This is a genomic window from Leptolyngbya sp. 7M (genome assembly GCF_018128485.1).
The window spans coordinates 4738933-4763250 of record NZ_CP070897.1; the positions used below are offsets into that span (position 1 = coordinate 4738933).

Here is a 24318-nt window from a genome sequence, read left to right on the forward strand (position 1 = left end):
CTAAGCGAGCCATTGTTCATCAGTAGCGGGGTTGGTAGTGGGCAGCCCACACTCGGTCTGTTGATGGAGCTGAACAACCGAAGAGGTAAAAAATCGAAGAGGGAAGAGACCATTACTGTCCTTCCCTCCGTGATCATCAGCTTGCTGACCTGTTTGCTTGAGTTTTTGTCTCAGTGCCTTGAGCTGTTTTTGTTTTTGACGCTGTCGGGCACTGCCGCCTCGGCCTTTATCGTTTCGCCCTTCTCGACGTGGCGATTCCCATCGTTTTAAGCGCTGGCTCATAAGCTTATCTGCCTTCGTTTATTTGCCTTCACTGCATTTAGATCGTAACTAGGAATTCCTTCAGCCAAACGGCTAAGCATTCCGTAATTTCCATACTAAAAAAATACGGCTGTCAGCCGTTGAAGATGCTCTGAAAAGCAATGGGCAGAGTCGGACTCGAACCGACATGACCGAAGTCGCCACATTTTGAGTGTGGTGCGTCTACCAATTTCGCCATCCGCCCTGGATGTCAACTTTCCCATTATAGCTCATTGAGCGTTTTTGTAGCAGCGATTGATAGTCTTGACTGCTAGACCAGCGATCGATTTCTCGCGCTCGTAGGACCGGAACCGGATGGGTTAGTCGGGCAGTTTGCATTTGTTTCAGCATTTTGCCCAACTCATCCAGGTTGGCATCGTCGTAGGAGCGGGCCTGGGCTAAGAAGGCGTCCAGATTGAGCTGGGAGGCCAGAGCCGGTGAGGCTCCACTTCCCTCCCAGCTTTCGCTTCAGCCTCATCTCGTTTTGTCAGTCAATCAGATTGAAACAGTGGGATCTACTATGGAATCCGCGGTTATGGAGTTGGTGTGAACTAAAGTTTGATCCGTCAAATTCATGAACGCACCTACTCTGCACAGCAGCAATTTAGAAGGTAGTAATGCTTACTCTTACTCCAGTTGAAATTACTCCAGATGGGATACCGAAGTATCGAAACATCAGAAGTATCGAAACATCAGAAGTATCGAAACATCAATGGAAATTTATTAAGTTCAGCGAACATCCTCAATTTACAAACAGACCTTTATGACGGTCATGAGAAACTTTTCATCTTTATAGATTCTTTAAATAAAGTTTCGAAATCTAGTTTTGAAGTAGCTGTGTCATCAATTCGTGACAAGTTCTTGTGATTAATACTGCAAATTTCTATCTTTAGATAGTTGTTTTATTTACACCGCATGTTGAGACCAACCCTGTCTATCCTCTTCGCTGTCGTTCGCGCAGCTCAACCTGTTGGTCGCGGGCAGCACTCTCGTCAATTAATATCCCTCGCTGACGCTATGCTGGAGGTATAGAATTCGGAGGTCCTTCCTTCTTCATCGCTCCGCTTGATATTCATTCCCTGATTCATGTCCTAGCAACTGAAGGCGCGGTATCTATTCCTTTGTTGACCGAATCAGCGAGGCAGGCGCTTCAGCAAGCAGCAGAGGGCTTTGACTACGAACCGGAGGTAAAAACCATTGGCACTGGCGACCGCATTGTCAGAACTGACTATAGTGCCTGTAACCAGTTTCCGGAAGTTGGGTTATATCCAGAATTTAAGCAGGCATTTCAGAGCTTGATGGATCAGGCGTGCGCTCGGCTGGATGACTATCCGTTTAGTACCCCCTTGCAATTCACGGAACTGGTGCTGCAACGGTATGCCCCCGGTCAGCTCGGCATCACTCCCCATCGAGACAGTTTGAGAGCAATTAACCTGATTGCCCTGGTTAACCTGAGTGGGCAAGCCGAATTTTATCGCTGTGATGACCGTCAGGGGACGAATGCTGTTTTACTCGATACCAATCCCGGCCATGTAATTTTCCTGCGTGCGCCTGGTTTCCTCAATACATCTGTGCGTCCGTTTCATTTTCTCACCAACATTCGTTCCATCCGTTATAGTTTGGGTTTGCGGCAACGGATCGAGAATAAACGATAAGGCGATGACCCAGGTGTTGGCATAGCATAAATGAGTTTTGTTCGCGTAGCGTCTCCGCAGGAGATGTTTTGAGTTTTGGGTTAAAGGTGTGTCGGCAATAGCGTCATATTGAAGATGCTCGGAATCAGAGTTAGATATATTCCGTAATAAATTTACCGAGTTTGAGTGTGGCATAAGGATTTACATTTTACTTTCTGCCTGTTCACATATTTTTAACCGTTCAAGAATTTCTGATCGGTGCGTAGTAATTTGTTTACCGATGAAGACAAGTTCGGTTGAGGCAGGTTCAAATTGTTCTAGATCCCAGCGTCCGGCGACAAAATTGAACAGATAGGTGCCTTCGGGAAATTGCACAAACCCTTTGGCGCGGTAAACCGCAGGACTGAGAGAATCGGCGAATTCAGTGAAACAAGTAGGATCGTAAACGACCTGGGAGGTGTAGCTAAAGGATTCAAATTCCGGTTGATGATGATGCGAGGATGGCTGCAAACAGTGCCATAATCCGCGCCGGTACCCGCATTCCGTCTTTGTATGAGACCGGGATCTCCCAAATCACATCGGAAATTTGGTTTAAGACCTCGATAGGAGCCATGACGTTACCTCGTGGACGGTGGGGATGTCTTCAGTTGAAGCGCCTGATGCTGAATTGTCAAAACTACCCGACTCCAAGCTGCGTTTTGATCACCCTTTCCATTGGGCGGCTAAAGCTGGCAAAAGCTGAATTGGCTCGGACGCGGCAGGCAATCCAGGCAGCTGGCGCTCAATCCAAGTATCGGTTGGGCAAAGCGGCACATGGTCAAGCAGGGCCATGCCAGTGGTGGCCGTGCCGATTGGCAACCAATCATAAATTTGGGGAACATGCAGTGGATAGGAGGTTAGCCGCAGATAGGGCAGAAGGAATTCGGGCAGTTCCTGATAGGTACCGGACAGTAAACCTGGCTTTGTATCGAGAAATACAGAAGGTTGCTTGCACAGATAGCGCTCGGCCACTAGATCTCCAGCCCGATAGGCGGAAGCGCTTTCCCCCAAGGCCCACAGATAACGGTGGGGCAGCGGCGTGGAACACTTCTGGCAAAACTTTTGATCTTCTGAATTGGCTGCTTGACAGGTTGGGTTAGGGCAGTAGAGCATTGCCGCAGCGTTTTGCATGAAGCCAGGAATACGACAGTCTTACCAGGATATCTTAGACGCCCATAGCTGGATCATGCTCTTCCCAGCCAGATTTGTGCAACATAACTTACGGGTTGCCTGCTTTTACTTGCCTTGGCCACCTGCTTCCTGGCTATTCAAACCTGAAGGAGTTTTAAATTTCAAAACCCTAACCAGCCTTCCGAGCAGCTCTTACTCGCTCTTGATCGCCAGGTGATCGCTCGAACTGCCGTCGTCAGCCAAGCGTGGTAAGCCCAGGCTATAGTTACGGACACGGCTATTCAGGTTGTAGGAGACCTGACCAGCATTGAGCAGAGAGCGCACAAAGTGCTCCAGATCCGAACCAATCCGGCGCAGGTTGTAATCAGTGAGGTCTGCTCCGTCGTAGGCTGCTACCAATTCGTCGAACTTGCGATATACCTGCTGCAGGGCATCATCATTCCACAGCAGTTCGTTATCCGGATCGACATCGAGCGTCAGCTTATTTTCACTGGGAACCAGCTCGTCATTCTGAATTTCGGCAGTAAAGATCCGAATATGGCGGGTTGTGGACTTGAGCAGCATAGGGTGTCAGTTTCGTTGTAGACAGATTCGTTGTAGACGGTGTGAACTAGAAGTTGAATTGAGGTTGAGCCTGGAAGGAATCTAGTTTCTTAAAGTTATCTTACAAGTATCTTTGAACCCTGGACAGCAACCATTGCAGTTGATTCTAATCGGGTTGGGTTAGCTATCGCTTCAATCAGGCGCACTACAAAGGTTTTCCCAGCTTGAGCTGCGGTTCTTATATCTTTCTTATGGGTTCTATTAACAGCTATGTTGCTGCCATTTTGATTGCGGCGACTACCTGACCTAGCTTTTGAATCAGGCGATCAAAGTTTTATCAACACTTTATCGAACTGCCGATTCTATTAATTTTTCCCTACTATAGGAAAATGACAGATCTGTAGAATCTTAAAGGGTGGCAAACGGTTGGGTTATCCAAAACCAGAATCAGGGCACTCTGGATGGGTTCGCACAGGCTGTTTGCTCATTGATTGATTTGCTCATTGATTGATTTGCTCATTGACATCGGTTATTCCACGGGTGCAACAGGAAAGATTCGCATGGGTATCAACCAAACTCAACAGAAGCGCAGAAACCTGGATTGGGCAGTGGATCGAACGAAGGATTTGTCGATTGCGGCAGAGCGCAAAAAATCGGGTCAATGGCTTGGCTTTTTGTTCAAGAATCTGTCCCTCATGGCAACGGGCGGAGCGTTGATGTTAGGCTTTCTCAGCCTGATGGGGATATGGCACACGGGCAGTCAGTTTCTCAATAACTTGCGGTCTTGGTTCACGGTAGCTGAGCCACCTGCCAAAGTCGATGTGCGGTCTACGGTCGTGCAGCAAGTGCGGGGAGCCAGCGAATTAACCACGGCGGTTTACAGCATGGAGTCGGTGGTCGCAACAGGGTTTCGTTGCCTTGCAGCGTCGGGACTGACAACACACGACCAATTTTGCCTGGATCGCCCAGGATACGGGCCAGTCTTGGATCAAACTGCAAATTCGGCACATTCAAGTAGGCCCGTTCAGCAAAGCGGGCATCGGCAAAGTCGGCCTGATCCAGAATCGTGGCTCCGCGTAAATTGACCGTTTGATCAAACTCGGCCTGCCGAAAACTGACGGTTCTTTCAAACACGGCTTCACTCAGAAACAGCGCCTGGAAAAACTGATCGCGGTCAAACAAAACGGTGTCTCGCCAACGGGTGACAGACAGATCGGCGGTGTCTCGCCACTGGATGCGGGTGAAATTGGCAACCTGTTGAAATAGGGCCTGGTTAAAGCTAGCTGAGGCGCGAAATTCACTGCTTTGAAGATTGACCGTTCCTTGAAACAACGCTTGATTAAAACGGGCGCGATTAAAGAAAATGGCGCTACGAAACCGTACATCACGCTGAAACACGGCATTGGCAAAGTTGGCGGAACGGCTAAATCGTGTCTCGGACCAATCCGACTCTTGGGCGAAAGTGGCTCCCTGCGCTTCCACCCGGCCTAGAAAGAAAGTATTGGTGAAATTGACAAAGCCCTCAAACCGAGTCTGCACCATCAGCAGCGGTGCCCGCAGCACAGTAATTTGCAACGGGGCAATTTGGGACTGTACTAACAGCGACCGTGACAACTGGCTCAACTGAGAAAGTCGCCGCCGATCGCGGGCGAGCTGGGCTTGTTCTGCTTCGCTAAAGATGGGCAACAGCGACTGACCATACAGCGGAGTTCGAAGGCCCAAATCGCTGAATTTAAATTCTCCCTGGATCACCGAGTAGCTGAGATCGAGGCCGAGCGGCTCCTGGGATCGCTGAATCTGGGTCTGAATCAGGTGGTAAAACTGGTCGCGGAAGGCTGCATTTTCGGGGCGCAGGTCAATCACGAGCTGACGCAAATCCAGCGTGCGGATGCCCTCGGTTTGCATTGGTGATTTCAGTCGTGTCTGTAACAGCTCCAGCGTCAGGGGTGTGCGTTCCGGCAGAGCAACAGCAGCCACAGCAGGCTGGGAATACCAGAAGCTGCTACCTCCGATCAAGATACTCAGCAGCAGAACCAGTTCAATCAGACTAGAGACTAATCCAGCAACGGGCGAGAACCAGAACAGGTGGCCGTGAGCGTTTACTTCCCGCATTGAGCCGCCGGACCCAGAGGTCTCTGACCAACAGGTTTTTGCCAAACATGAGAAATAGCGTCTCAAGCAAACGGTTTTCAACGATGTGACACTGACGGCTGCACTCGATCAGAATATCCCTGACTGACCCACAATAGATCGCCCGCTTCATTAAAAAACATGCCGATCACGGCGATAGGCTCTTATGAAACTGCGGCAAAATCAAGGAAAGATTCATCTGTAGTTATCAGGCCGCGCGTAAACTGGCCGCAGTCGAAACCGACAAGCCAATCAGCGAGTTTCCCAACGACTGTCCGTTTACTCCAGAACAGGTACTGGATTTGGACTATTTGCCGGAGTGATCCGCCTGGTCAGACTGCGGAGTGCGTTCTAGATACAGATTAATAAAGTCTTCTGCCGCCGTTTCGTTTAGTTGGCGCAGGGCTTTGACGATTTCAGTCACGGATTCGGCTGAGGGATCGGTTATTTCCTTAAACCATTGGTAAACCGTAGAACGATTGATACCCATCGTTACCGCCAACCGATTTTGGCTAATTCTATAGGTTTCTAATACCTGCCTGAGCGCTTTCCCTGCCTTCCCCATGCCCCAATAGTGTCAGAGGAACATAAGCAAGTAAATGTTTGTGTTTACAAACAAGACTCGAAATGATAACGTTTGTAATTACGAACATCCTGTAAAGGCAGCGCTACTACGCATCCTCAGCGGCCATGAAGCGGCGATCTGGTCCGTGGCGATCAGTCCGGATGGCAACACGCTAGCTAGCGCCAGTACCGATCAGACAATTAAGCTCTGGGATCTGAAAACTGGTGAACTGCAACGAACGCTAGAAGGCCATACGAACTGGGTGTTTGCGGTTGCTTTTAGCCCCACTCAGCCGCTCCTAGCCAGTGCCAGCCAAGACCGCACAATCAAGCTTTGGAACGCTGAAACCGGAGCCTTGCTGCAAACCTTAACCGGACATGACGATACCGTCAGGGCGATTGCCTTCGCGCCAGAGGGTCAAACCCTCGCCAGCGCCCGTTGGGTTAAAACGGTCAGACTCTGGCAGATTCCATCCGGTGAACTGCTGCAAACCTTTACCGAGCACCGCGATCGCGTGCTTAGCGTGGCGTTTAATGTCGATGGACAAACCCTTGCTAGCGGCAGTCGTGATCAGTTAGTTAAACTCTGGGATGTCAATAGCCCAGACGCCATCGGCACCTTTTATGGTCATACCGATTGGGTGCTCTCGGTGGCCTTCAGCCCAGATGGCAAAACATTAGCCAGCGGCAGCCGAGATCAAACCGTTATACTTTGGCGTCAGTGATGGTTGCAACAATCGTCTAGCGATTTTGTCAATCCTGCTAAATGCGATATTCTTAGGAGTACATGATCCTTGAGGATACATGCGTTTGCTGCGGGCACGAAAGCTAGCTGTTGTCGCAACCGTGAGCGGGAGAAACGAGCATGGATATTCAGACAGGCGATCAGGAATTGACAGACGCGCTGGATGAGCCAAACTTCACGGGTCGCTTGCTCGGTGAAAACCATCGCTATCGCTTGCAGCAGTATCTTGGCGGCGGCGGCATGGGCGATGTGTATGTAGCAATAGACACTTCTCTTAATCAAACGGTGGCCGTTAAATTACTCAAAGCATCTCTGTTGGCCGAACCGGAGCTACTCCAGCGGTTTGAGCGAGAGTGTGCTATTTGTGCAGCACTGAAGAGTCCCCACATCGTTCAAATTCGCGACTATGGTGTCACGGCTGATGGATATCCGTTTTATGTCATGGAGTATCTTCAGGGGCAACCATTAAGCCAGTTGTTGGAGTCCCATCCCCGATTGCCGGTTGAGCAAGCTTGCACCATTGCCATCCAAATTTGCGCTGGCTTACAGGTAGCCCATGCGGGCATCATGCTCTGGAATCCGGAAGCTGGCTCTGACCTCTGGACGAACGTGATCCACCGCGATTTGAAGCCAGACAATATTTTTTTAGTGCCAACTGCGTTAGGCGATCTGGTTAAAATCATTGACTTTGGCGTCGCTAAACTTCGCAGCATTCAGCAGATGGCGGCCTCCACAACCGATATGTTTCTCGGCACTCGGCACTATGCAGCCCCAGAGCAACTAGAGCTAAGTCAAGATTTAGATGCCCAAGCCGATATCTACAGCTTAGGCGTGATCCTGTACGAGATGCTGACGGGATCCGATCCGTTTGGCTTTGATTTTCGCCATCGCGAAGTGCCCGAACGACTCTGGCTAACAGCCCATCTTTCGCAGACACCCCTACCGTTTTGTGCCCATCCGAGCGGTGAGCAGATTCCTCCAGATCTGGAGGCAATTGTAATGCGCTGTTTGGCAAAAGCTCCCCAAGATCGGTATGCCTCGGTGAGCCAGCTCAGCCAAGCCCTCCGCGAAATTGTCGAGGCGGATCCTCAGGTCGCTCCTCAGGTCGCTCCTCAGGTCGCTCCAGTGCTTAGCCCCGCCTCATTGCGTCATTCCGAACATACTCCAACCTATAGTCGTTTATATACGTTGCTGACAGCAGCCATGCTGCTTACTTGCCTAGGCGCAATTGGGGCTGCTATCATCACTGGAATTTCACGCAGCCGGCATGAAGTACGGTCCGGTCGCCAATTTGTACATCGGGATAGACCACGACACTGGGATGAATGCAAACCCCGTTGCCGATTTTGACATTGGCCTGGATCACGCTGTAGGCCCCGACCGACACCTCCTGCCCGATCTGAGTGGTTGGGTGAATCACTGCCGTTGGATGGATGCCCGGTTCGGGCTGAAAGGGCTGGTAAAACAGCGGGACGGCTTTGGCAAACAGCAGCTTGGGTTCTGCGGTGCTGATCCAGGCGATCTGGCGTTGGCTGGCTTGCTGTTGCAGTTTGGCATCCTGGGGCAGAATCACGGCACTCGCCCCGGTGTGGTGAATCTGACTGGCGAACTTACCACCTTCGATGTAGCTGAGGCTTCCTGGCTGGGCCTCATCAATCGCTGCCAACCCGGTTAAAACCGGATCGTGAGCCGGATCCACCAAGAGGCTGTGCTGGTCTGTGATTTGTAATTCCTGGAGCAACTGGCTAAATTTCATTCCGGCACTGGCTGAAGTTGTTCGTAGTTAATTATCAACAAAATTAGGAATGCAGGCCGAACTAGTACAGGTCGAACTAGTACAGGTCGAACTAGTACAGGTCGAACTACTGAATCTAAATGTTTGTCTGGTTGAGCGAAGTGAGCCGCTTAAAACCTAGCGCTGGTTCTAGCACAATTAAGGTGTCCACTCGTAACCATTGCAGAATCAATTGTGAAGCAGACTATCGGCTATCGGTTAGAGCAGTACACCCTGAAGCGTCCCCAGGAAGTGCTGATCGTCACGGCAGAAATTGACGGAGAACCGGATCAAATCACCATCTTCAAGGGCTTTTCCAGTTCGCTGATGCGGCCCACCGACTTTGATCCAGATGTGCCAATGCTGCCAGCAGGAACGCAGATTATTGCGATTGATCGGCTGCAAAGCCCCTACAATCCGCTGACGCCTCGCTATATTCAACAGGGACTATCCCTATCTGAAATGGAGGTGTTGCTGCAAGAGGTTGGGGTTTGACTGAGGTGCGCGGCTGAACTAGCTGACGCTGTCCTGAAACTAATTAATTCACATTGCATATAGGTTCTATCTAGTTGAACAGCAATTGTTCAATTAGATTGCCGTTGACATCTTATTTGATATCATGTGAATAAATCGTTATTAATACTATTAATGATCTGTTAATATGAGCCAGGCTGAATCGAAACCGGCTGCCTTTTGGCCTTATATGATTGAAGGGATAGGGTGCTTGTTGGTTGCAGGTGCAGCGGCTTATGGGGTGTATACATTCCAGCAGCAGAAAATTAGCCGTCTAGAAGTAGAAAATCGCCGGTTACGGCAGGAAATTGCCAGTTTGCAATCTGCTAGCACTCAACAGAAAGGCACAATTGCCAGATTGACTCAAGAGAACAGTGATTTGAAAACCAGTTTGCAAACCGTTTGCCGGGAAAGTCAGGCTGGCTTTTTCAATCGGTTGGAATATCAGATCGATCGGCTGCTGGAAAAGGATGTTTTAGCCCAGTGGCGTCAGATTTGCCAGAATGTTCAGGCTAGGGCAAATTTACAGTCCTAACTTTAAGCTTTGCCATCTCATCCTGGTTTTTTAAGGCTTTAATCTAGCTTTCCGGAATCGGATTGGCCCAAATTGTAGTGTGAACAATTGCAAAAAAGAGTATCCATTAGTTAAATGTACCTAAAGTGGAGAGACGTGTTATCCTCCGCTGTGAGTGTGGTGTTAGGAGTAAAAACAAATATGGTTCTATCTGCTTCTGGCAATTCTTGGCGAGATTCTCATCCGGTTTCTTCGCTCGGTACGGGCTGGGGAAGCCTCAATCTACCGGCTTCGCGGCTATTTGGTACCGACGGTATTCGCGGTAAGGCGGGCGAGCTGCTAACGGCTCCAACCGGACGAACGGCGATCGAAGCGATGCAATTAGGAGCCTATGATTACATTACTAAACCGTTTCAGCTAGACACACTGCTGAACATTACGGAGAAAGCCCTTAGCCATAGTCAAGCAATCGCAACCGTGAGCCAAACCGCTGACCCGCGAGTGCTGAATCAAGACGAACTGCTAGGACAATCGGCAGCAATGGCTGAGGTATTCAAGTTAATTGGCCGTGTGGCTCAAACTGATACAACCGTGTTGATTTTAGGCGAATCGGGAACGGGGAAAGAACTGGTCGCCTCGATGCTGCACAATACCAGCCGTCGCAGCCGCAGTCCGTTTGTGAAAGTTAACTGTGCGGCTCTGCCCGAACATCTGCTGGAAGCCGAACTGTTTGGCCATGAAAAGGGTGCCTTTACCGGAGCCGATCATCTGCGACTAGGGCGATTTGAACAAGCTAACGGCGGCACGATTTTTTTAGATGAACTGGGCGAACTCAGTCCGGGGACCCAAGGCAAACTATTACGCGTACTGCAAGATCGCTCGTTTGAACGCCTCGGCAGTAACCAAACTCGCACCGTCGATGTGCGGATCATTGCCGCTACTAATCGCAACCTAGAGCAAATGGTGCAGCGGCAGCAGTTTCGGGAAGACCTCTACTATCGGCTGAATGTGGTGCGGATCGATCTGCCACCTTTGCGCGACCGGCTGGAGGATCTGGAGTTATTGACCCAGCATTTCCTCAATCGGTTGACCCTACAGCATAACCTGCCTAAACTGGCAATTACCGAAGCAGCTATGACCAAATTGCGCGACCATCCCTGGTTCGGTAATGTGCGCGAGCTGCAAAACACCCTAGAGCGGGCTGTGATTTTGTCAGGCGGACGCACGCTGCTGCCAGAGCATCTGGTATTTGTTCAGCAGCCTAAACCCGATTTGAACTTGGCCAGAGCCACTGCCCAGCTAGAGCAGGATCTGATCCGTCGAGCGCTTGCCCTCTACCCACATCAACCCCACGTTGCTTTAGGACTGGATCTAGAAACCTTTTCACAAAAACGTCAGCAGTGGAACCTATAAGCATTGCTCCCTCACCCCAGCTCGAACCGCGTTTGGAAGCACAGGCCGTTTTGTATCCAAGCCTGCGTCAACTAGTGCGGTTATTGCCGTTAAATCACAAACAAATTCTGCGGGAACTGCAAACCGAGGCCCAACAAAATCCCTTCTTAATCGATACTGTCACAACTGAGGGCCGCTCTGAGCCGTTGATCAATGACTGGCTGCCCGATTATTACGAACCAGCGGCGGCCAGCGAATCGTTGCAGTCCCATCTAGAAGCTCAAATCGCGGCTCTGTCTATTTCAGCCTCGCAGCGACAAAAGCTGTTGACTTTGATGCAGTGGCTGTCTCCTGCGGGTTATTTAGAAGAATCGCCGAGCCTGTGGGCGGCGGGTACCCCCTGGCATCCCCAAGAGCTGGAGGCAGTGGTGCCGCTACTGCAATCCCTGGATCCGCCTGGAGTGGGTGCCCGCTCGCTGCAAGAATGTCTGCTGCTTCAGCTCCAAGATGGGCAAGCTGCACCGGTCGATACGCCAGTTGGTTTGGCAACTGTGCTAGTGCGCGATCATCTCGACGAGTTGGCAAGCGGTATGAATGCTGCTGAGACTGGGCTATTTGCCCTGCTTGAACGCTTGAAACAGCGCCAGCAAATTCCGGCTGAAACTACGCTAGTCCAACTGCAACAGGCGATCCGCCAGATTCAAGCCCTAGAGCCGCGACCCGGTCGTAATTTCAGCTACACTCCAGCTCCTACCATCACGCCCGATTTGCAGGTCCAACGCCAGCCCGATGGGAACTGGCAAGTCAGTCTCGCCTATGAATTCAAATCGCGTTTTGTCCTGAATGCAGAAGCTGTTCCTGCAGTCCAGTCTCTGGCTGGATATTGGGGCCGGTGGGTCGTTTCCTCCCTAAGGACGGTTTGCCGATGGGCTAAACTATCTTGCCGCAGCTTGACGACATAATCGCTCGGCGGGTCTCGCTGCTCTGGATCACCATATAGCTCTAGAAATGCTCGCCGCTGACAGCGCTGATATTGAAACAGCAAATCGTTTGTTAACCAAATGCCCTCCGGACTCGACTGAACGGGCACAGAGGGCAGGGGCAACAAGTTTTTAGACACTAGAACCGAGAAGGCTGGTTGGCATCCCTCAGCCTCCTGGAAGTTAGGTCGGTGAGGGCTAACGGACAAGAGCCTCCTGCTTAGACAGGGCAAAACTGCCAGAGGCATGAAGAGCGAGGCGTCTCAGTGGCGATTCTGCTATCGGCCAACCGCAGGACTGAGTAAGGCTGCATGAACTTCGACTCAGGTGCGTTCGGCTCAAAGGGGTTCGGCTAACGGCCTGTCGGTAATGGCTCATACCGGCTGGGATCTCACAGAGAGGTTGGATCTTTGTTGAACCAATTCCCTATGAATGTAACTTGATTTCGACCTGTTTGGCTATGGGGGCAGAGATTTTTATACTGGCAAGGCTGGCAAAACGCTAACCAATGAGCAACAACTGCACAGAAACCTAGCCGCCATACTCCGCTTCTGTCACCATCTGCGAGGTTGTAGCCTGCGGCTTCAGCCAGGGAATTTTGGCATCCTGAGCTAGCTTCATCGCCACCGCATGAGCACCATAGCGATTCAAGTGGCTTGGATCGGAAAAGTAGCTGTACTGCGTGGTCCATTGTTCGCTCAGGTCGCGGAAGACAAAGTTGCGCTGCTGCAAACTGAGCTGCACCATATAGTCGCGAAATTCCTGCTCGTATTCCAGCCGCACCGGATCGAGGTAATCCTCAGTCAGGGGCAGATTAACAAACACCACCGGAATCTGGTTAGCTGCGGTGAACTTTAACAGTGCCTGCAGCGCCGCTTCTTGGCTGCCGGAAATGCGGAAGTTTTCGTAGTCACTATCGTATGCGCCTAATACTCTGGCATATTTCTGGTAGTAGGTGGCCGGGTTAAACTGGGTCGCCAGCGACAAAAAGCCGGTTTGATCCGGTAGGGATTGGCCCGTTTTGAGAATTTCGCTCACCCGTGAATCCGCATCATCCGCCACGGATGCCACATCCGCTGCATCACCGGGCAACAGGCGAACCATCTGCTGCTGGAGCCAATGTTTCAACTGGTCTCGATCGGTTTGCCTGCCGGTAAGTTGACCCACTTGCTGACTCAACCAACGGTCGATCGACTGGTAGCTATCGGTCAAGCTGGTGTTGATACTGGGCTGGGCGGCTGGAGTAGCGGTTTCTGTTGAGCTGCGGGGAATGGCGAGCGTTCCGGCCAACAGTTCGCGATAGGCGGGCGACGCTACCATGCCGTTGTAGGTGACATCAACCGTACCGCTGTTAAAGGCCCGTGCGCCATCGGCCCAAACAATCATACGGGGAAGCTGTTCGGGGGTAAGAATATGCTGCACCAATAGGTTCACAACCTGAGCGGTGGCGCCATTAATGCCAAAGTTGAACACCTTAGCATCGTCATAGCCCAGATCGGCCAAGGCATTTTGCAGCGCCAGTGGGTCAACCCCTCGCAGCGCTCTGGAGCTGCCGACAATCAGCACATCCGGCGGACCAAACTCCTCTACAAATCGATAATAGAGCTGGAGTTTTTCATCGAGCAGCGGACTGTTAAAGCTGGGCAGGGACGGGGCTTCAGCTAAAATTTCTGCCGTAATCAGTGGAGCCGTTTGGCTGCGGGGCGTGTAGGCTAACCGGGCCGGCTTGGCGGATGCATCGTTCAGCGGAGTTGGCTCAGAGCGAGTAAAGTCAAAGCAGAGTTGCCTGATCAAATCGACTTCGCAATCAGTAAGGTTTATGGAATACAGCAAAGCTGATTCAATCGGGCTGCAATGTCTGGCAATGATAAAATTTCGTCCACTGATGTGCGAGCAATCGTAGCCTCTGGCATGACTGGACTCTGAGCCGTTTTGGGATCTTGGACAAAAACCAGACCACCACAGGCTTTCACTGCTGCGGCTCCAGCCGCTCCGTCCTGATTGGCACCCGTCAAAATAATGCCAATCGTGCGTTCGCGGTAGACATCAGCAGCGGATTCAAACAATACATCGATCGAAGGACGAGCATAGGAAACGGGTTCATCAGTGGATAGGGCAAAATGATCTGCTTCGATCAGCAAATGATAATCTGGCGGAGCTAGGTAAACATAGCCAGAAGCAATCTGGTCCTTGTCTTCTACTTCTTTCACTGTCAAGCTAGTGGAGCGCTGTAAAAAACCAATGATTTGATCGGCGGAATCTTTGTGGCGATGCTGCACAATTGCGATAGGAAGAGCAAAGGCGGGTGCTAGTCCTTGCAGCAGTACCTTCAAAGCGGCCATTCCTCCCAAGGAAGCACCGACTACAACCAGACGCGACGCCATCAGTCCAACCTCCGGTAGATCTTCTCTCGTTTGTCTAAATCCTCGTAGCGATCGGCAAAAGGGCTGAGTCGGAGCGATTCTTGCCGTCCTAAGGCTAAAATCCCAAACGTGCAGAGACTCTCGTGGAAAAGCTGATGCACCCGTTGCTGCAACACCGAGTCGAAATAGATCAAGACATTGCGACAGAGAATGATATTGAATTCGTTGAAGGACCGATCGGTTGCTAGATTGTGCTGCGAGAAGACAATGTTTTCGCGTAGCGTGGCTCGAAAAATGGCGCTGTCATAAGCGGCGGTGTAGTATTCCGAAAAAGATTGTTTCCCGCCCGCTTGTAGATAAAGCTGAGTATATTGCTGCATCAAGCCCAGTGGATAGATACCGCTCTTGGCCTTTTGTAGCACTATTTCATTGGCATCAGTAGCATAGATCCGGCAGCGGTTATACAGCCCTTCTTCCTGAAGTAGAATCGCCATCGAATACACTTCTTGCCCTTCTGAACAGCCAGCATGCCAAATCCGGATATAGGGATAGGTGCGCAGCAACGGGATCACCTTTTGCCGAAATGCTAGAAAAAAGCTCGGATCGCGGAACATAGACGTGACATTAACGGTGATGCCGAGGAGAAAACGCTTTAAACAATCTGGATCATGAAGAATGCGAGCTTGCAGCTCAGAGATTGTGGCTAATTCTTCGGCATGCAAAATTTTGCGGATTCGCCGCTTTAAGGATGAGACCGCATAGTTGCGAAAATCAAAGCCATAGTATTGATAAATCCCCTCAAGTAATAGCTGAAGTTCAATATCTTCCAGGTTTGGCTGTGACACATTCATAACCACAGACATCAGGTAGCAGCGTAGCTTTATCTCCAACATTCTGCCCCTATCGCAGGTATCAAGTTAGACTCACTCAAAGGTAGAATCTATCCTTAGAGATACTTTAAAGAGGTTAGCTATGGAGTTAGGTTGGAGCTATTTGTCATCCTAGCCTTAGACAAGTCTTCTAGGGGGAGCTAGACGGCTATCTTAGGACTATCTATAGACTAAGTTTAGCTAGAGTGCCCTAACCGGCTCAACCTCTGTCAAAATTGAAAAGCATTACTTGATACTTGATTGGGTATCTCCTTTCCCTGTTCCAAGACTATCGTTTTACTGCACAACTCATTGCACAACATGTTGAATCGCTTAAAAATCGGAACGAAGATCGGAGCTAGTTTCGCGTTGGGACTAACTATTTTTACAGTTATTGCCCTTCTTTCCCATCGTAGTATCAATCAACTCGTTGGTGAACGGCGGTCGCTTTCAGCCTGCTGCCGGCGTGACTCCCAGTCGGACCGCTGTTGCTGCATACGTGAACGGCGGTCGCTTTCAGCCTGCTGCCGGCGAGCCTCTTTATCGGAACGTTGTTGATCCCAACCCGGACCGGGTCGCTCAACATTTTGTCGTCCGCCGCGATCATCGCCCCCTCGTCCCTTGCCTCGGCCTTGAGCGACAACATCGTTCGACGCGACTATGAGCAATAATGCCAGCGCCGTTAAAGCCACCGAAACCTGTTTTATTTTTGATCGCATAACGTTTCCCCTTTTTTCACATTAACGTGCGGTATTAATTTTCAATGCGATAGGTTCTTGCAACCTCTGTTCCGTGCTAGTGTTTTCAATAGATTACGTCTAATGTGTCATAAAACAATACGCCAAAAATAACGATATAGTGTGCAGCCTTAACCTGTTTCGTTCACAAGATTTTTGTTGACTCGACGTGCTTAACAGATTAAATTCAGCCTCTACTGAAGCTTTGGATCCCAATTCGTGATACCAAACTCATTCATTGGCAACTATGCCCTTAGCCGACAAGGCATCGACAGCTTAGAGGAACACTATGCCTGAACTGAAAATAGCTACGTGGAATATCGAATGGATGCTCTCTCTCTTCGGCGGGACGTGGAATGACTGGGATGGCACAATGCCGCAAACCTTTCCCGGTCGTTCGATCGGCGGGATCAAATTGGCAAAGATCGAAGACGTTCCGGCACTTTGCAGTCGTATCGCGGGGGTCATAAGGGCGGTTGATCCAAAGATCCTGATGGTCCAGGAAGGACCGCCGAGGAAAGATCAGATGGAGCTTTTTGTAAAGGAGTATTTGAACAATGATTTCGTTGTTCACTCATCAAATCCGAAAAGCCAAACGCTGCATGCATTAGTTCACAGATCGATCGCGAATAAGGTAACGTCATTCGCACATGACGGCGCGGAAACGCTAGGACTTCGCTCCGGCATCAACTTCTACCCGTGGGGCAAGATCGCCGAATCGGATCGCAAGGAGCACAAGTTTGATCGCCGGCCCCTCGTTCTTACGTTCAAGCCTTCGGCGAAAAAGACCCTGCGGCTTATAAATGTCCACACGAAATCTAAGTTCTCAAAGCTGAAAACACCGCAGCAATGGTTCGATCGAATTCCGGAGGCGATCAATGATGCCTTGCTTGTCCGTCAAAAACTTTCGGCAGAGATATATAGGCTTCGCGAGTGGGCCGTCGCCGATCTTGGCCCCGGAAACAACCCGCCCGACGGGTGCGTTATCCTCGGCGACCTGAATGACGGTGCATACGCAGAACTTATCGAGCGTGAATTTTTGATCCACAACATCCTTGATGAACTCGTGGGTTCTTTTCTGGAGCCTGACACTTTCTTCAAACACGCAATGACGCCGGCGACGATCGGTAATTCATTCACCGTAAGTTTTCCCGATCCGCTAGAGAACGGACAGATCGTACACGAAATGATCGACCATGTGCTGATCTCACCGGAGGTCTGGCGAGCGGGAGGAAAATTTAAAGTAAAGGCAGGATCATGCCGGGTTGAACTCGCGGCTTTTAATCAGTTTGACGCGACAACGCCACAACGCAAACGCGGCGATCGTCCGAGCGATCACCGCCCGGTGTCAGTGGTGCTAACTTATTGAAAGATAGGTTTGTCTACTGAGCCGGCAACGGCGCGGAAAGCAGGTGCCCGCGGTATGCGAAATATACGCGGCCTCCGTCAACCCACATATCCAGGCTGTCAAAGATTATCTTCGGAACACGCAGCACAGGACGAAAACCAAATACGCCGGCATCGTAAAGCCCGACCAAGGTTTCGTTCTTCTCCTCATTCGGCATCGCGGCCCAGAATTCATTTAGTCGTCGTGAGGCGTTGAGCATGGATTGTCTTGGCGGCGAGTTCTCCGGCTATCGTAAATCCAACCAGACCTGGGCTGGAATCTCTTCTAGCTCTGGAGATAATGGGAACGTTCCGGGTGCAAAATCATGAGAGACCAATTGCTCCAGCAAAATTAGTGCTTCTGCAAATAGAAATTCTACAATTTCATCAGGAACACTACTGCCGACAAAATTGACAGGATAGCCCTGATTAACCAGATACAAAATACGATTTGGGAGATGATACGCTTGCACATGAGGGTGGACAAATTCAGTCCATTGTGCCTGAGTATGCAAATAATCCAAATCGATTTCAACCTTTTTTGAACTGGCGCTAACCAAAATAGTACGATGACTCAATTGGTCAATCAGCTCTGGCGTCATCGAACAGGCACCCGACGCGCCGATCACCAGCGAAACTTGCTTTAAGCTATCCAATTCATCGCGCAGTAGAAAACCATCTAGCTTCAAGGCGACCTTTTTGATCACATCGATATCGTAAGCGGCTACTATCACGTTTTTGGCGCGCAGACTGCGACAGACGCCACGCCCAACCCAGCCATAGCCATTCACCAAGGCTAAACGCCCAGCCATCGCGTAGCCAATCTCGCGCAAAATCGTATCCAGTGACAGCACTACCGCATCTCCAACATAATCTCCTTCGATTTCCTTGAGTCGGGTTTCAGCGCAGTTCAATTGAGGAATCAACAGGTTATCAATCCGCCGTGCAGCCCATACCCCTTGTTTGGTAATCTCAACGCTGCCACGCACAAGATGACAATCCTCTCGATAATGCTGGTGTAAGATTGTAATCGCGTAGCCACCAACCTCATGAAGGATGAGTTGATTCCCGGCTGAGCGACACCGCTCCAGGCTATGCTTTAGCTCGGTTCGGATGGTTGCCTCAAGGTCGTGAAATCCCGGTGTCAATACTCGGATCCCCTGCTGCTGCAAGGCTTCTACAACCTGCTTTTTGCCGGAGTAACTGATACCGATTACCACATCAATGGGAAAAAATTGGTGGGAGATCAGCAGTAAGCGCAGTGTATCCTCATAAAGATGCTGTACGACAAATTGCCGATAATTAGGATGAGGTTGAATACCGACTCGGCGAGCAACTTCACCGAGAAAGTCTGGATGAAAACTGTTCATTAAGCATCCCTGCAAGCTGTTTCAATGTTGATCTTCTTCTACAAAACCATTTAAAGCTCGGACTTGGAGGAAGGCACCCGACAAACAAACAACACATCGTTTGTCCACTGGCGGAAAAACGGCAGCCCGCCCAATAGCCGACTGAGATGCCAATCCAGAACCCGCAGCAAGGGCTTTTCCAGAGTCTGCTCGCGCAATTGCTTAAATAGCCGAATCAGGGCAGGAGTTTTCTCGTAGCGAGGATGGAACATTACCAGATAGGGAATCACCGAAATGAACCCAACCCCCTGGCTCTTGCATACCTTCAGCTGACAACTCAGAAGGTTATACCATTCCTTTTGCCGTAAGCGAATTTTATGTTCTTTGTAGTGCAGATGCTTGAACTTGAACCGATCGAGCCGATACATCTGCGGAATGGTGACCACAACAAGCCCATCGGGGGGCAGAATCGCACAACAAGCTTCAAGCACCTGGAGAATATCAACTTCGAGTCCGTCCAGGTGTTCCAAAACATCCAGCAGGAAAATCACATTGGGCTGCCAGGGAAGCTGGGGAACAATTTGCTCCGCTTTGCGAATATCTGCCAAAATGTCGGGGGAGAAGGGGGATTCATAGTCTACCCCACAGTAGTCAAACTTAACCCCCAATTTGAACAGGTAACGCAGCGCAATTTTGTCAGCACAGCCCAGATCCAGAATCCGAGGCTGCATAATACCGGATTCGCGCGGCTGGGATTGGCAGAAATCTCGTGTGCCAGCTTTAGCAGGCCATCGGTGGTCTTTCCCATCGCTGAAACCACGACCACAAGCCCATGACCAGTTTGAGCCGTTTGAATCACTCGCTGAGCGACTGCCTGAATCCGCTCCACCGAACCAACAGAAGTGCCGCCGTATTTCTGGACAATCAGTGCCATAGTGCCGCCTACTCTGGCTTTTGCTTAAATCTCTACAACCTAATAAAGGTAACAGACCTGAAGAGTAATCGTAGATAAATTATTAGATTCTATGGGTTCGCTTAACTATACTTAACTGCGACTGGTTGCTCTGACATCCGGCTTGTGAGCATAATCTCTACAGAGGTTCTGCCTCACCCTAGGGAGCGTCGGGTGAAGTGGGGCCTCTAATTGTTGGTGGCTCTTCTCATCATCAGGTTGTGCGTCAGGAGTCAGAATTGCTCCTAGTGTCTGGGATTCTAATCAGCGCAATTGCTATGATGCGGGTGAAGGATTGGTGACTGGCGATGTTCTTCTACGATCCCACTCTTTGCCTGCCTTCTTCTGAGGAACTGCCTGATTCCGACGACACTCCTGTGGATAATGAGCTGCAAGACCTGATTCCTGGCCTGTTGAAATCGATTTTGGCCTGGCTCTGGCGCGATCGATGGGATTGGTTTTTTGGGGTGGATATGGGGATTTACTATGACCCGGACTTGCCCGCGATTGTGCCAGATGGCTTTCTGAGTATTGGAATTCCTCGCGTCATCGATGAAGAACTGCGATTAAGCTATGTGCTGTGGGAAGAACGCCGGGTACCGACCTTTGTGCTAGAAGTGGTTTCGCGGCGGCATCGAGGTGAATACAGCAGTAAAAAGGCCCTCTATGCCCAAATGGGTGTGAAGTACTACGCTATCTACTCATCGCGACGCCGACGCAAGCCTCGACTAGAGGTGTACGAGCTTGTGGACCAGGAGTATCACTTACTGACTGGAGAACCAGTCTGGCTGCCCGAAGTTGGGTTGGGGCTAGGACGGGATCGGGGCGTGTACCAAGGCATCGAGCGGGAATGGCTGTATTGGTATGACCAGTCTGGCCAGCGAATTCCTACCCCCGAAGAGCGTGCCGAACAAGCGGAAGCATGGGCTGAACAAGTGCGGCAACAAGCCGAGCAAGAACGCCAACGTGCTGAGCAAGAACGCCAACGTGCTGAGCAAGAACGCCAACGCGCTGAACAAGCTGAAATTAAGCTGCAAGCGCTGATGAACCAATTGCGGCAACGTGGTATCGATCCCAATCAGCTTTAGCCCAACATCTAGGGGAGGATCGAATTTAGTGGAGGCACCTCTACCCAAGTGCCAGTCTGATGTGATTGATGAGTCAAATCCATCAGGAGTTGGGAGTACACCCCCTCTTGTAACGAAGGTGCTAATGGGCGGCCTTGCTCGATTCCTTGGACCCATTGATCGACTACTCGGATAAACGGCGCTAAGCGACCGTCGGGATAGGTAGCGGGAAACGCGAGGCGAGCTGGAATCTCCAGTTCGGTTAATGGTTGACCTGCTTGGCTGCCCCACAGTTTGAAGCCATGCACATAGTCACTCTGATTATCACTGCCCAAAACCAGCGTGCCACGGTCGCCATACACCTCTACCCAATGCCCTCGCCCCTGATAGGTGACGGCACTGAGACAAGCCTGACAGGGCGTTCCATCGGTTAATTCCAGCATCAGTGTGCAGGTGTCGTCGGCATCAACTGGCTTCGCTTCGCCGGTGAGGGGATCGGGACGAGTGGCAATCGTAGTGCTGAGCTGACCACACAACCGCGCAACCGGAGCAAATAGCCAGACTACATAGTCAAATAGATGCGAACCAATGGCTCCTAATGCTCCACCGCCCTGATCTCCAGCGAACGAGAATGACGGGGCGATGCTCATGCCGCTGGTGGACGCCATCCCTCCGGTGAAGGGCAAGATCGGGGCCCCACGCCGCAGGCCCGATTCGGCGAAGTCCGACAAGGCTTCCCACTGGAACTTCCGCGAAATGATGCTTCGTGTGAAGGCCATTGAGCCGCTCCTGCCCCGCCGCGGGACCGAAGGTGACACCAACCTGGGCCGCGTGCGGTGGGTGGTGGAGCGCACGATCGCCCGGCTCGACCAGTTCCGTCGTCTCAGCGTCCGCTACGAACGTCGCTCCAACATCTATCAAGCGTTCCTGTCCCTCGGATGCATCCTCATCTGCTTCAGAAAGCTCGATCCGCCATTCTGTTAGAGTGTCTTGGCGTCAAGCGGCGACTTCTCTTGTGACTGAAGCACCTTCGTCGCCCTCGCGAGAGTGTCGCGGTATCCTTCCAACGCTGCCGGGTCGACTACCGCTTGCGCATTAGCCCGGGTCGCTTCCGCAAAATCTAATGTGTCGGTTTTTAGTATGCACATAGATAATAGAAAAATTTGACAGTCGCGGAGTATGCAAAGATCTTCATGCATTTCTTCACATGCTTGTTCACAGCGCGACAAGTTTATATTCGCCCGAATGCAGCCTATTGCCTGACACAAAAAGAATGCGGAAAGAAAAATTATTTCTGTACTATAATTTATGACGCTTTCGATGAATACACGGCATATACTACTAGTCTGCTCTTCGATAATTAATCGCCTAGTCGACAGCGCGACGAGCATCGCAGCCGAGCAAGTCAGCTTTGCTCCCAAAACGTCATCAACATCAAGATCTGGAAAGGCCGTCGGTGATGCTGATGCGACCGAGAACATAGTAAATATCTCTGGTCGATCAATATCTTGCGGCAGATCGCCAGTGCGCACGAAGTTAACTAATTTATTGTACAGACCTTCTGGGTCATCCGTTTCTCGGCTGCGAGCGACAAGCTCTCGCAACGAGGACAATGAAGCGGCAGACTGAAGGAGCCACGCAGCAGATCTCATTTACCATCTCCATCAATGGGACGGGGAAACTGTCGGATGCAACCGATGAGGAATTGTGTGAATGGGAAGCATTGGTACTGGCGGTAAGGAAGGCATAGCGGGGTCAAGTTCGATGCTTGACGGGCTATTTTTACCACTGCAGTGCTTGGCCCATAGATCGGTGCAGTTATCCATCGCGTTGATCACTTTCCTCTCCTGCCCGAAGTGCTGTCGGCCAGAATTGTCAATGCCTCCAAAGCACGCACGGGTCACCTCCCGTCTTGCGTTTAGGCACTCGTTGCCGCGATTGTGACGATTGATAAGTTCTTTGCAATACGCAACATGATCTGCCCAACGGTTCGGCATATTACGCGAACAGCTGTACCATCGGCAGGCGTCGAATTTGTGAGTCAGTGCTTTCCGGCAAGGCTCTTCAGGTGGACCCATCTCTGGATCGGGCGGAAGTGGTCTAGCTTTCGGCGTCCGCTTGGGGTGTTCATCTTCGCGTAGCCCATCTAGCGGCCTCTGTCGCTTGCCGTCCCGCGGAATCAATACTGGCGGGTGACACTCGCCAGGTGGATGCATAGACGGTAACTCGATCCAGTCGGGTCCCCCTCGGCCTGGAGGCCGATAGTCGGGCGATAACTCAGGCAGCCAAGGCGACGGAGTTCCTGGGCGAGTTCTGTTCGGCGCGGACGGCGTACCCGGAATCGGGTAATAGTATGGGTCGCCGCCGGGTGGATGAACCAATCTCAAGGGTGGCTGAGGCGGCGGGCGCACACTGGGTACGGGCTGAGCAAGAAGTCCAAAGTATCCCCAAGGGTCTACTCCGACCACCGGCATGCTCCGCACGTACGCGTACAGGCTCATGCCATCGACGATTTCAATCAAGTGGATCTTTTCGCTCTTCTGGTATATTCGTCCCAAACGCGGTTGGGTAAAGGTTTGCGTTGCTTCAGAAAGAAAGGATAAGTCACCAGATGATGGGTCCCATTCGGTTATTAATTGCAGACAAACATCCTCCAATGCGTGAAGGTTTATCTGCCTTATTAGAAAAACAGCCTGACTTTCAAGTGGTGGCTTTGGCAAAAAATGGACCTGAAGCGATTGCCCAATATCAGCAGCATCGCCCCGACATTCTGTTAATGGACATACGCATGCCAGAAATGGAAGGCACAGATATCGTTGTCACGCTACGAAACCAATTTCCCCAAGCGCGCATTATCATCCTCACTATCCACGACGGCGATGAAGACATCTATCAAGCTTTGCGTGCTGGAGCCTGCGGCTACTTGCTCAAGCATGTGCCCTGTCAGGAATTGTTTGAAGCCATTCGTAGAGTTCATGCTGGCCAGAAATACGTGATGTCATCCGTTGCTCAGAAGCTGACCGAGCGGTTTTCTGACTCTGAATTGACGGAGCGGGAAATGGATGTGTTGCGGCTGATGGTGCAGGGAAAAAGCAATCGCACTATCAGTGAAGAACTTTGCATCGTTGAGGGCACCGTTAAATTCCACGTCCGCAATATCTTAGAGAAGCTGGGAGCCAGCGATCGCACTCAAGCAGTCACCATTGCACTGAAGCGCGGGCTGGCTCGACTCTAATCAATTGGGAATCATTCAGAGAATCATTCGATTGTCATTCAATTACAGCCTTTTCCAGGCTAATGAAGTACAAAAATTGGGGTGCAGGGGCTGTGCCCCTG

The 24318-nt window shown here is 50.9% G+C and carries 32 protein-coding genes and 1 tRNA gene; 12 read left to right on the forward strand and 21 right to left on the reverse strand.

Annotation, left to right across the window (positions count from 1 at the left end; translation table 11 throughout):
- From JVX88_RS24385 to JVX88_RS43260, 3 genes are all read right to left on the reverse strand, one after another.
- Positions 1 to 282, reverse strand: a complete 282-nt coding sequence (locus tag JVX88_RS24385) for a hypothetical protein (protein WP_211629101.1) — start codon at positions 280 to 282, stop codon at positions 1 to 3.
- A 141-nt stretch (positions 283 to 423) separates the two neighbouring features.
- Positions 424 to 505 (reverse strand) — tRNA-Leu (locus JVX88_RS24390).
- A complete protein-coding gene (locus tag JVX88_RS43260) occupies positions 484 to 651 on the reverse strand; it encodes a hypothetical protein (protein ID WP_211621076.1) in 168 nt (55 codons plus the stop codon). Before JVX88_RS43260 ends, JVX88_RS24390 begins: the two co-directional genes overlap by 22 nt.
- A gap of 770 nt (positions 652 to 1421) precedes the next feature.
- Here JVX88_RS43260 and JVX88_RS24400 point away from each other — a divergent pair.
- Positions 1422 to 1955 carry a hypothetical protein gene (locus JVX88_RS24400; protein ID WP_211621078.1) on the forward strand — a complete coding sequence of 178 codons (534 nt, stop codon included), beginning with the start codon at positions 1422 to 1424 and terminating at the stop codon, positions 1953 to 1955.
- 180 nt (positions 1956 to 2135) lie between these two features.
- On the opposite strand, the gene JVX88_RS24405 is transcribed toward JVX88_RS24400, so the two are convergent.
- From JVX88_RS24405 to JVX88_RS24425, 5 genes are all read right to left on the reverse strand, one after another.
- Positions 2136 to 2444 (reverse strand): GTP-binding protein, encoded by a 309-nt coding sequence (locus JVX88_RS24405; RefSeq protein ID WP_211621081.1) that lies wholly within the window; start codon positions 2442 to 2444, stop codon positions 2136 to 2138.
- Positions 2407 to 2547 (reverse strand): hypothetical protein, encoded by a 141-nt coding sequence (locus JVX88_RS24410; protein ID WP_211621084.1) that lies wholly within the window; start codon positions 2545 to 2547, stop codon positions 2407 to 2409. The genes JVX88_RS24405 and JVX88_RS24410 overlap by 38 nt, the downstream gene beginning before the upstream one ends.
- Positions 2548 to 2636: 89 nt before the next feature.
- A complete protein-coding gene (locus tag JVX88_RS24415) occupies positions 2637 to 3104 on the reverse strand; it encodes a 4-Cys prefix domain-containing protein (RefSeq protein WP_211621087.1) in 468 nt (155 codons plus the stop codon).
- Positions 3105 to 3296: 192 nt separating this feature from the next.
- The gene (locus tag JVX88_RS24420) at positions 3297 to 3668 is read right to left on the reverse strand and encodes an NAD(P)H-quinone oxidoreductase subunit M (protein ID WP_036005219.1); all 372 of its coding nucleotides are present in this window, start codon (positions 3666 to 3668) and stop codon (positions 3297 to 3299) included.
- 807 nt (positions 3669 to 4475) lie between these two features.
- On the reverse strand, positions 4476 to 5804 hold the full coding sequence (locus JVX88_RS24425) for a pentapeptide repeat-containing protein (protein WP_211621090.1): 1329 nt from the start codon (positions 5802 to 5804) through the stop codon (positions 4476 to 4478).
- Between the two features lie 197 nt (positions 5805 to 6001).
- On the opposite strand from JVX88_RS24425, the gene JVX88_RS44375 reads away from it, so the two are divergent.
- Positions 6002 to 6100 (forward strand): DUF29 domain-containing protein, encoded by a 99-nt coding sequence (locus tag JVX88_RS44375; protein ID WP_263975627.1) that lies wholly within the window; start codon positions 6002 to 6004, stop codon positions 6098 to 6100.
- Here JVX88_RS44375 and JVX88_RS24435 read toward each other — a convergent pair.
- A complete protein-coding gene (locus tag JVX88_RS24435; RefSeq protein ID WP_211621093.1) occupies positions 6085 to 6342 on the reverse strand; it encodes a helix-turn-helix domain-containing protein in 258 nt (85 codons plus the stop codon). The genes JVX88_RS44375 and JVX88_RS24435 overlap by 16 nt on opposite strands.
- 34 nt (positions 6343 to 6376) lie before the next feature.
- Here JVX88_RS24435 and JVX88_RS24440 point away from each other — a divergent pair, with 34 nt between their 5' ends.
- Positions 6377 to 7066, forward strand: coding sequence for a WD40 repeat domain-containing protein (locus tag JVX88_RS24440; protein WP_211621095.1), 690 nt, complete (start codon positions 6377 to 6379; stop codon positions 7064 to 7066).
- A 140-nt stretch (positions 7067 to 7206) separates the two neighbouring features.
- Positions 7207 to 8436, forward strand: a complete 1230-nt coding sequence (locus JVX88_RS24445; RefSeq protein ID WP_211621097.1) for a serine/threonine-protein kinase — start codon at positions 7207 to 7209, stop codon at positions 8434 to 8436.
- Here the strand turns inward: JVX88_RS24445 and JVX88_RS24450 are convergent.
- Positions 8330 to 8842, reverse strand: coding sequence for an LpxD N-terminal domain-containing protein (locus JVX88_RS24450; protein ID WP_211621099.1), 513 nt, complete (start codon positions 8840 to 8842; stop codon positions 8330 to 8332). The genes JVX88_RS24445 and JVX88_RS24450 overlap by 107 nt on opposite strands.
- 213 nt (positions 8843 to 9055) lie before the next feature.
- Between JVX88_RS24450 and JVX88_RS24455 the strand changes: the two genes are divergently transcribed.
- From JVX88_RS24455 to JVX88_RS24470, 4 genes are all read left to right on the forward strand, one after another.
- Positions 9056 to 9355: a hypothetical protein gene (locus JVX88_RS24455; protein WP_211621100.1), complete on the forward strand. Its 300-nt coding sequence runs from the start codon at positions 9056 to 9058 to the stop codon at positions 9353 to 9355.
- A 166-nt stretch (positions 9356 to 9521) separates the two neighbouring features.
- The gene (locus JVX88_RS24460) at positions 9522 to 9908 is read left to right on the forward strand and encodes a hypothetical protein (protein WP_211621102.1); all 387 of its coding nucleotides are present in this window, start codon (positions 9522 to 9524) and stop codon (positions 9906 to 9908) included.
- A gap of 180 nt (positions 9909 to 10088) precedes the next feature.
- The gene (locus tag JVX88_RS24465; protein WP_211621106.1) at positions 10089 to 11300 is read left to right on the forward strand and encodes a sigma-54 dependent transcriptional regulator; all 1212 of its coding nucleotides are present in this window, start codon (positions 10089 to 10091) and stop codon (positions 11298 to 11300) included.
- Complete coding sequence (locus JVX88_RS24470) at positions 11288 to 12241, forward strand: hypothetical protein (RefSeq protein ID WP_211621109.1); 954 nt, start codon at positions 11288 to 11290, stop codon at positions 12239 to 12241. Before JVX88_RS24465 ends, JVX88_RS24470 begins: the two co-directional genes overlap by 13 nt.
- Positions 12242 to 12790: 549 nt before the next feature.
- Here the strand turns inward: JVX88_RS24470 and JVX88_RS24475 are convergent.
- From JVX88_RS24475 to JVX88_RS24490, 4 genes are all read right to left on the reverse strand, one after another.
- Positions 12791 to 14053 carry a D-alanyl-lipoteichoic acid biosynthesis protein DltD gene (locus JVX88_RS24475; protein ID WP_211621112.1) on the reverse strand — a complete coding sequence of 421 codons (1263 nt, stop codon included), beginning with the start codon at positions 14051 to 14053 and terminating at the stop codon, positions 12791 to 12793.
- 23 nt (positions 14054 to 14076) lie between these two features.
- Complete coding sequence (locus tag JVX88_RS24480) at positions 14077 to 14643, reverse strand: chemotaxis protein CheB (RefSeq protein ID WP_211621115.1); 567 nt, start codon at positions 14641 to 14643, stop codon at positions 14077 to 14079.
- Positions 14643 to 15473, reverse strand: coding sequence for a CheR family methyltransferase (locus JVX88_RS24485; RefSeq protein WP_211621118.1), 831 nt, complete (start codon positions 15471 to 15473; stop codon positions 14643 to 14645). Before JVX88_RS24485 ends, JVX88_RS24480 begins: the two co-directional genes overlap by 1 nt.
- Before the next feature lie 440 nt (positions 15474 to 15913).
- Entirely contained in the window at positions 15914 to 16210 is a 297-nt protein-coding gene (locus tag JVX88_RS24490) for a hypothetical protein (protein WP_211621121.1), read from the reverse strand.
- 307 nt (positions 16211 to 16517) lie between these two features.
- On the opposite strand from JVX88_RS24490, the gene JVX88_RS24495 reads away from it, so the two are divergent.
- Positions 16518 to 17597, forward strand: a complete 1080-nt coding sequence (locus JVX88_RS24495) for an endonuclease/exonuclease/phosphatase family protein (RefSeq protein WP_211621124.1) — start codon at positions 16518 to 16520, stop codon at positions 17595 to 17597.
- A gap of 13 nt (positions 17598 to 17610) precedes the next feature.
- Here the strand turns inward: JVX88_RS24495 and JVX88_RS24500 are convergent, their stop codons facing one another.
- From JVX88_RS24500 to JVX88_RS43265, 4 genes are read right to left on the reverse strand one after another with little or no spacing between them, the layout of a single operon-like run.
- Entirely contained in the window at positions 17611 to 17835 is a 225-nt protein-coding gene (locus JVX88_RS24500; protein WP_211621126.1) for a hypothetical protein, read from the reverse strand.
- 27 nt (positions 17836 to 17862) lie between these two features.
- Entirely contained in the window at positions 17863 to 18984 is a 1122-nt protein-coding gene (locus JVX88_RS24505; RefSeq protein WP_211621129.1) for a hypothetical protein, read from the reverse strand.
- A gap of 50 nt (positions 18985 to 19034) precedes the next feature.
- Positions 19035 to 19631: a class I SAM-dependent methyltransferase gene (locus tag JVX88_RS24510; RefSeq protein WP_263975235.1), complete on the reverse strand. Its 597-nt coding sequence runs from the start codon at positions 19629 to 19631 to the stop codon at positions 19035 to 19037.
- Positions 19601 to 19897 carry a hypothetical protein gene (locus JVX88_RS43265; RefSeq protein WP_317134427.1) on the reverse strand — a complete coding sequence of 99 codons (297 nt, stop codon included), beginning with the start codon at positions 19895 to 19897 and terminating at the stop codon, positions 19601 to 19603. Before JVX88_RS43265 ends, JVX88_RS24510 begins: the two co-directional genes overlap by 31 nt.
- A 326-nt stretch (positions 19898 to 20223) precedes the next feature.
- Here JVX88_RS43265 and JVX88_RS24520 point away from each other — a divergent pair, with 326 nt between their 5' ends.
- Entirely contained in the window at positions 20224 to 21003 is a 780-nt protein-coding gene (locus JVX88_RS24520; protein WP_211621133.1) for a Uma2 family endonuclease, read from the forward strand.
- Between the two features lie 8 nt (positions 21004 to 21011).
- Here JVX88_RS24520 and JVX88_RS24525 read toward each other — a convergent pair whose 3' ends face one another.
- The gene (locus JVX88_RS24525) at positions 21012 to 21650 is read right to left on the reverse strand and encodes a Gfo/Idh/MocA family oxidoreductase (RefSeq protein WP_317134428.1); all 639 of its coding nucleotides are present in this window, start codon (positions 21648 to 21650) and stop codon (positions 21012 to 21014) included.
- Between JVX88_RS24525 and JVX88_RS24530 the strand changes: the two genes are divergently transcribed.
- Positions 21631 to 21966 (forward strand): transposase, encoded by a 336-nt coding sequence (locus JVX88_RS24530; RefSeq protein ID WP_211621136.1) that lies wholly within the window; start codon positions 21631 to 21633, stop codon positions 21964 to 21966. The two genes, JVX88_RS24525 and JVX88_RS24530, sit on opposite strands and share 20 nt — an antisense overlap.
- On the opposite strand, the gene JVX88_RS24535 is transcribed toward JVX88_RS24530, so the two are convergent.
- Together JVX88_RS24535 and JVX88_RS24540 are read right to left on the reverse strand one after the other, a co-directional pair.
- The gene (locus JVX88_RS24535; protein WP_211621138.1) at positions 21963 to 22634 is read right to left on the reverse strand and encodes a hypothetical protein; all 672 of its coding nucleotides are present in this window, start codon (positions 22632 to 22634) and stop codon (positions 21963 to 21965) included. The genes JVX88_RS24530 and JVX88_RS24535 overlap by 4 nt on opposite strands.
- 12 nt (positions 22635 to 22646) lie before the next feature.
- Positions 22647 to 23483, reverse strand: coding sequence for a hypothetical protein (locus JVX88_RS24540; protein ID WP_211621139.1), 837 nt, complete (start codon positions 23481 to 23483; stop codon positions 22647 to 22649).
- A gap of 80 nt (positions 23484 to 23563) precedes the next feature.
- On the opposite strand from JVX88_RS24540, the gene JVX88_RS24545 reads away from it, so the two are divergent.
- Entirely contained in the window at positions 23564 to 24217 is a 654-nt protein-coding gene (locus JVX88_RS24545) for a response regulator (protein ID WP_263975236.1), read from the forward strand.
- Positions 24218 to 24318: the final 101 nt, after the last annotated feature.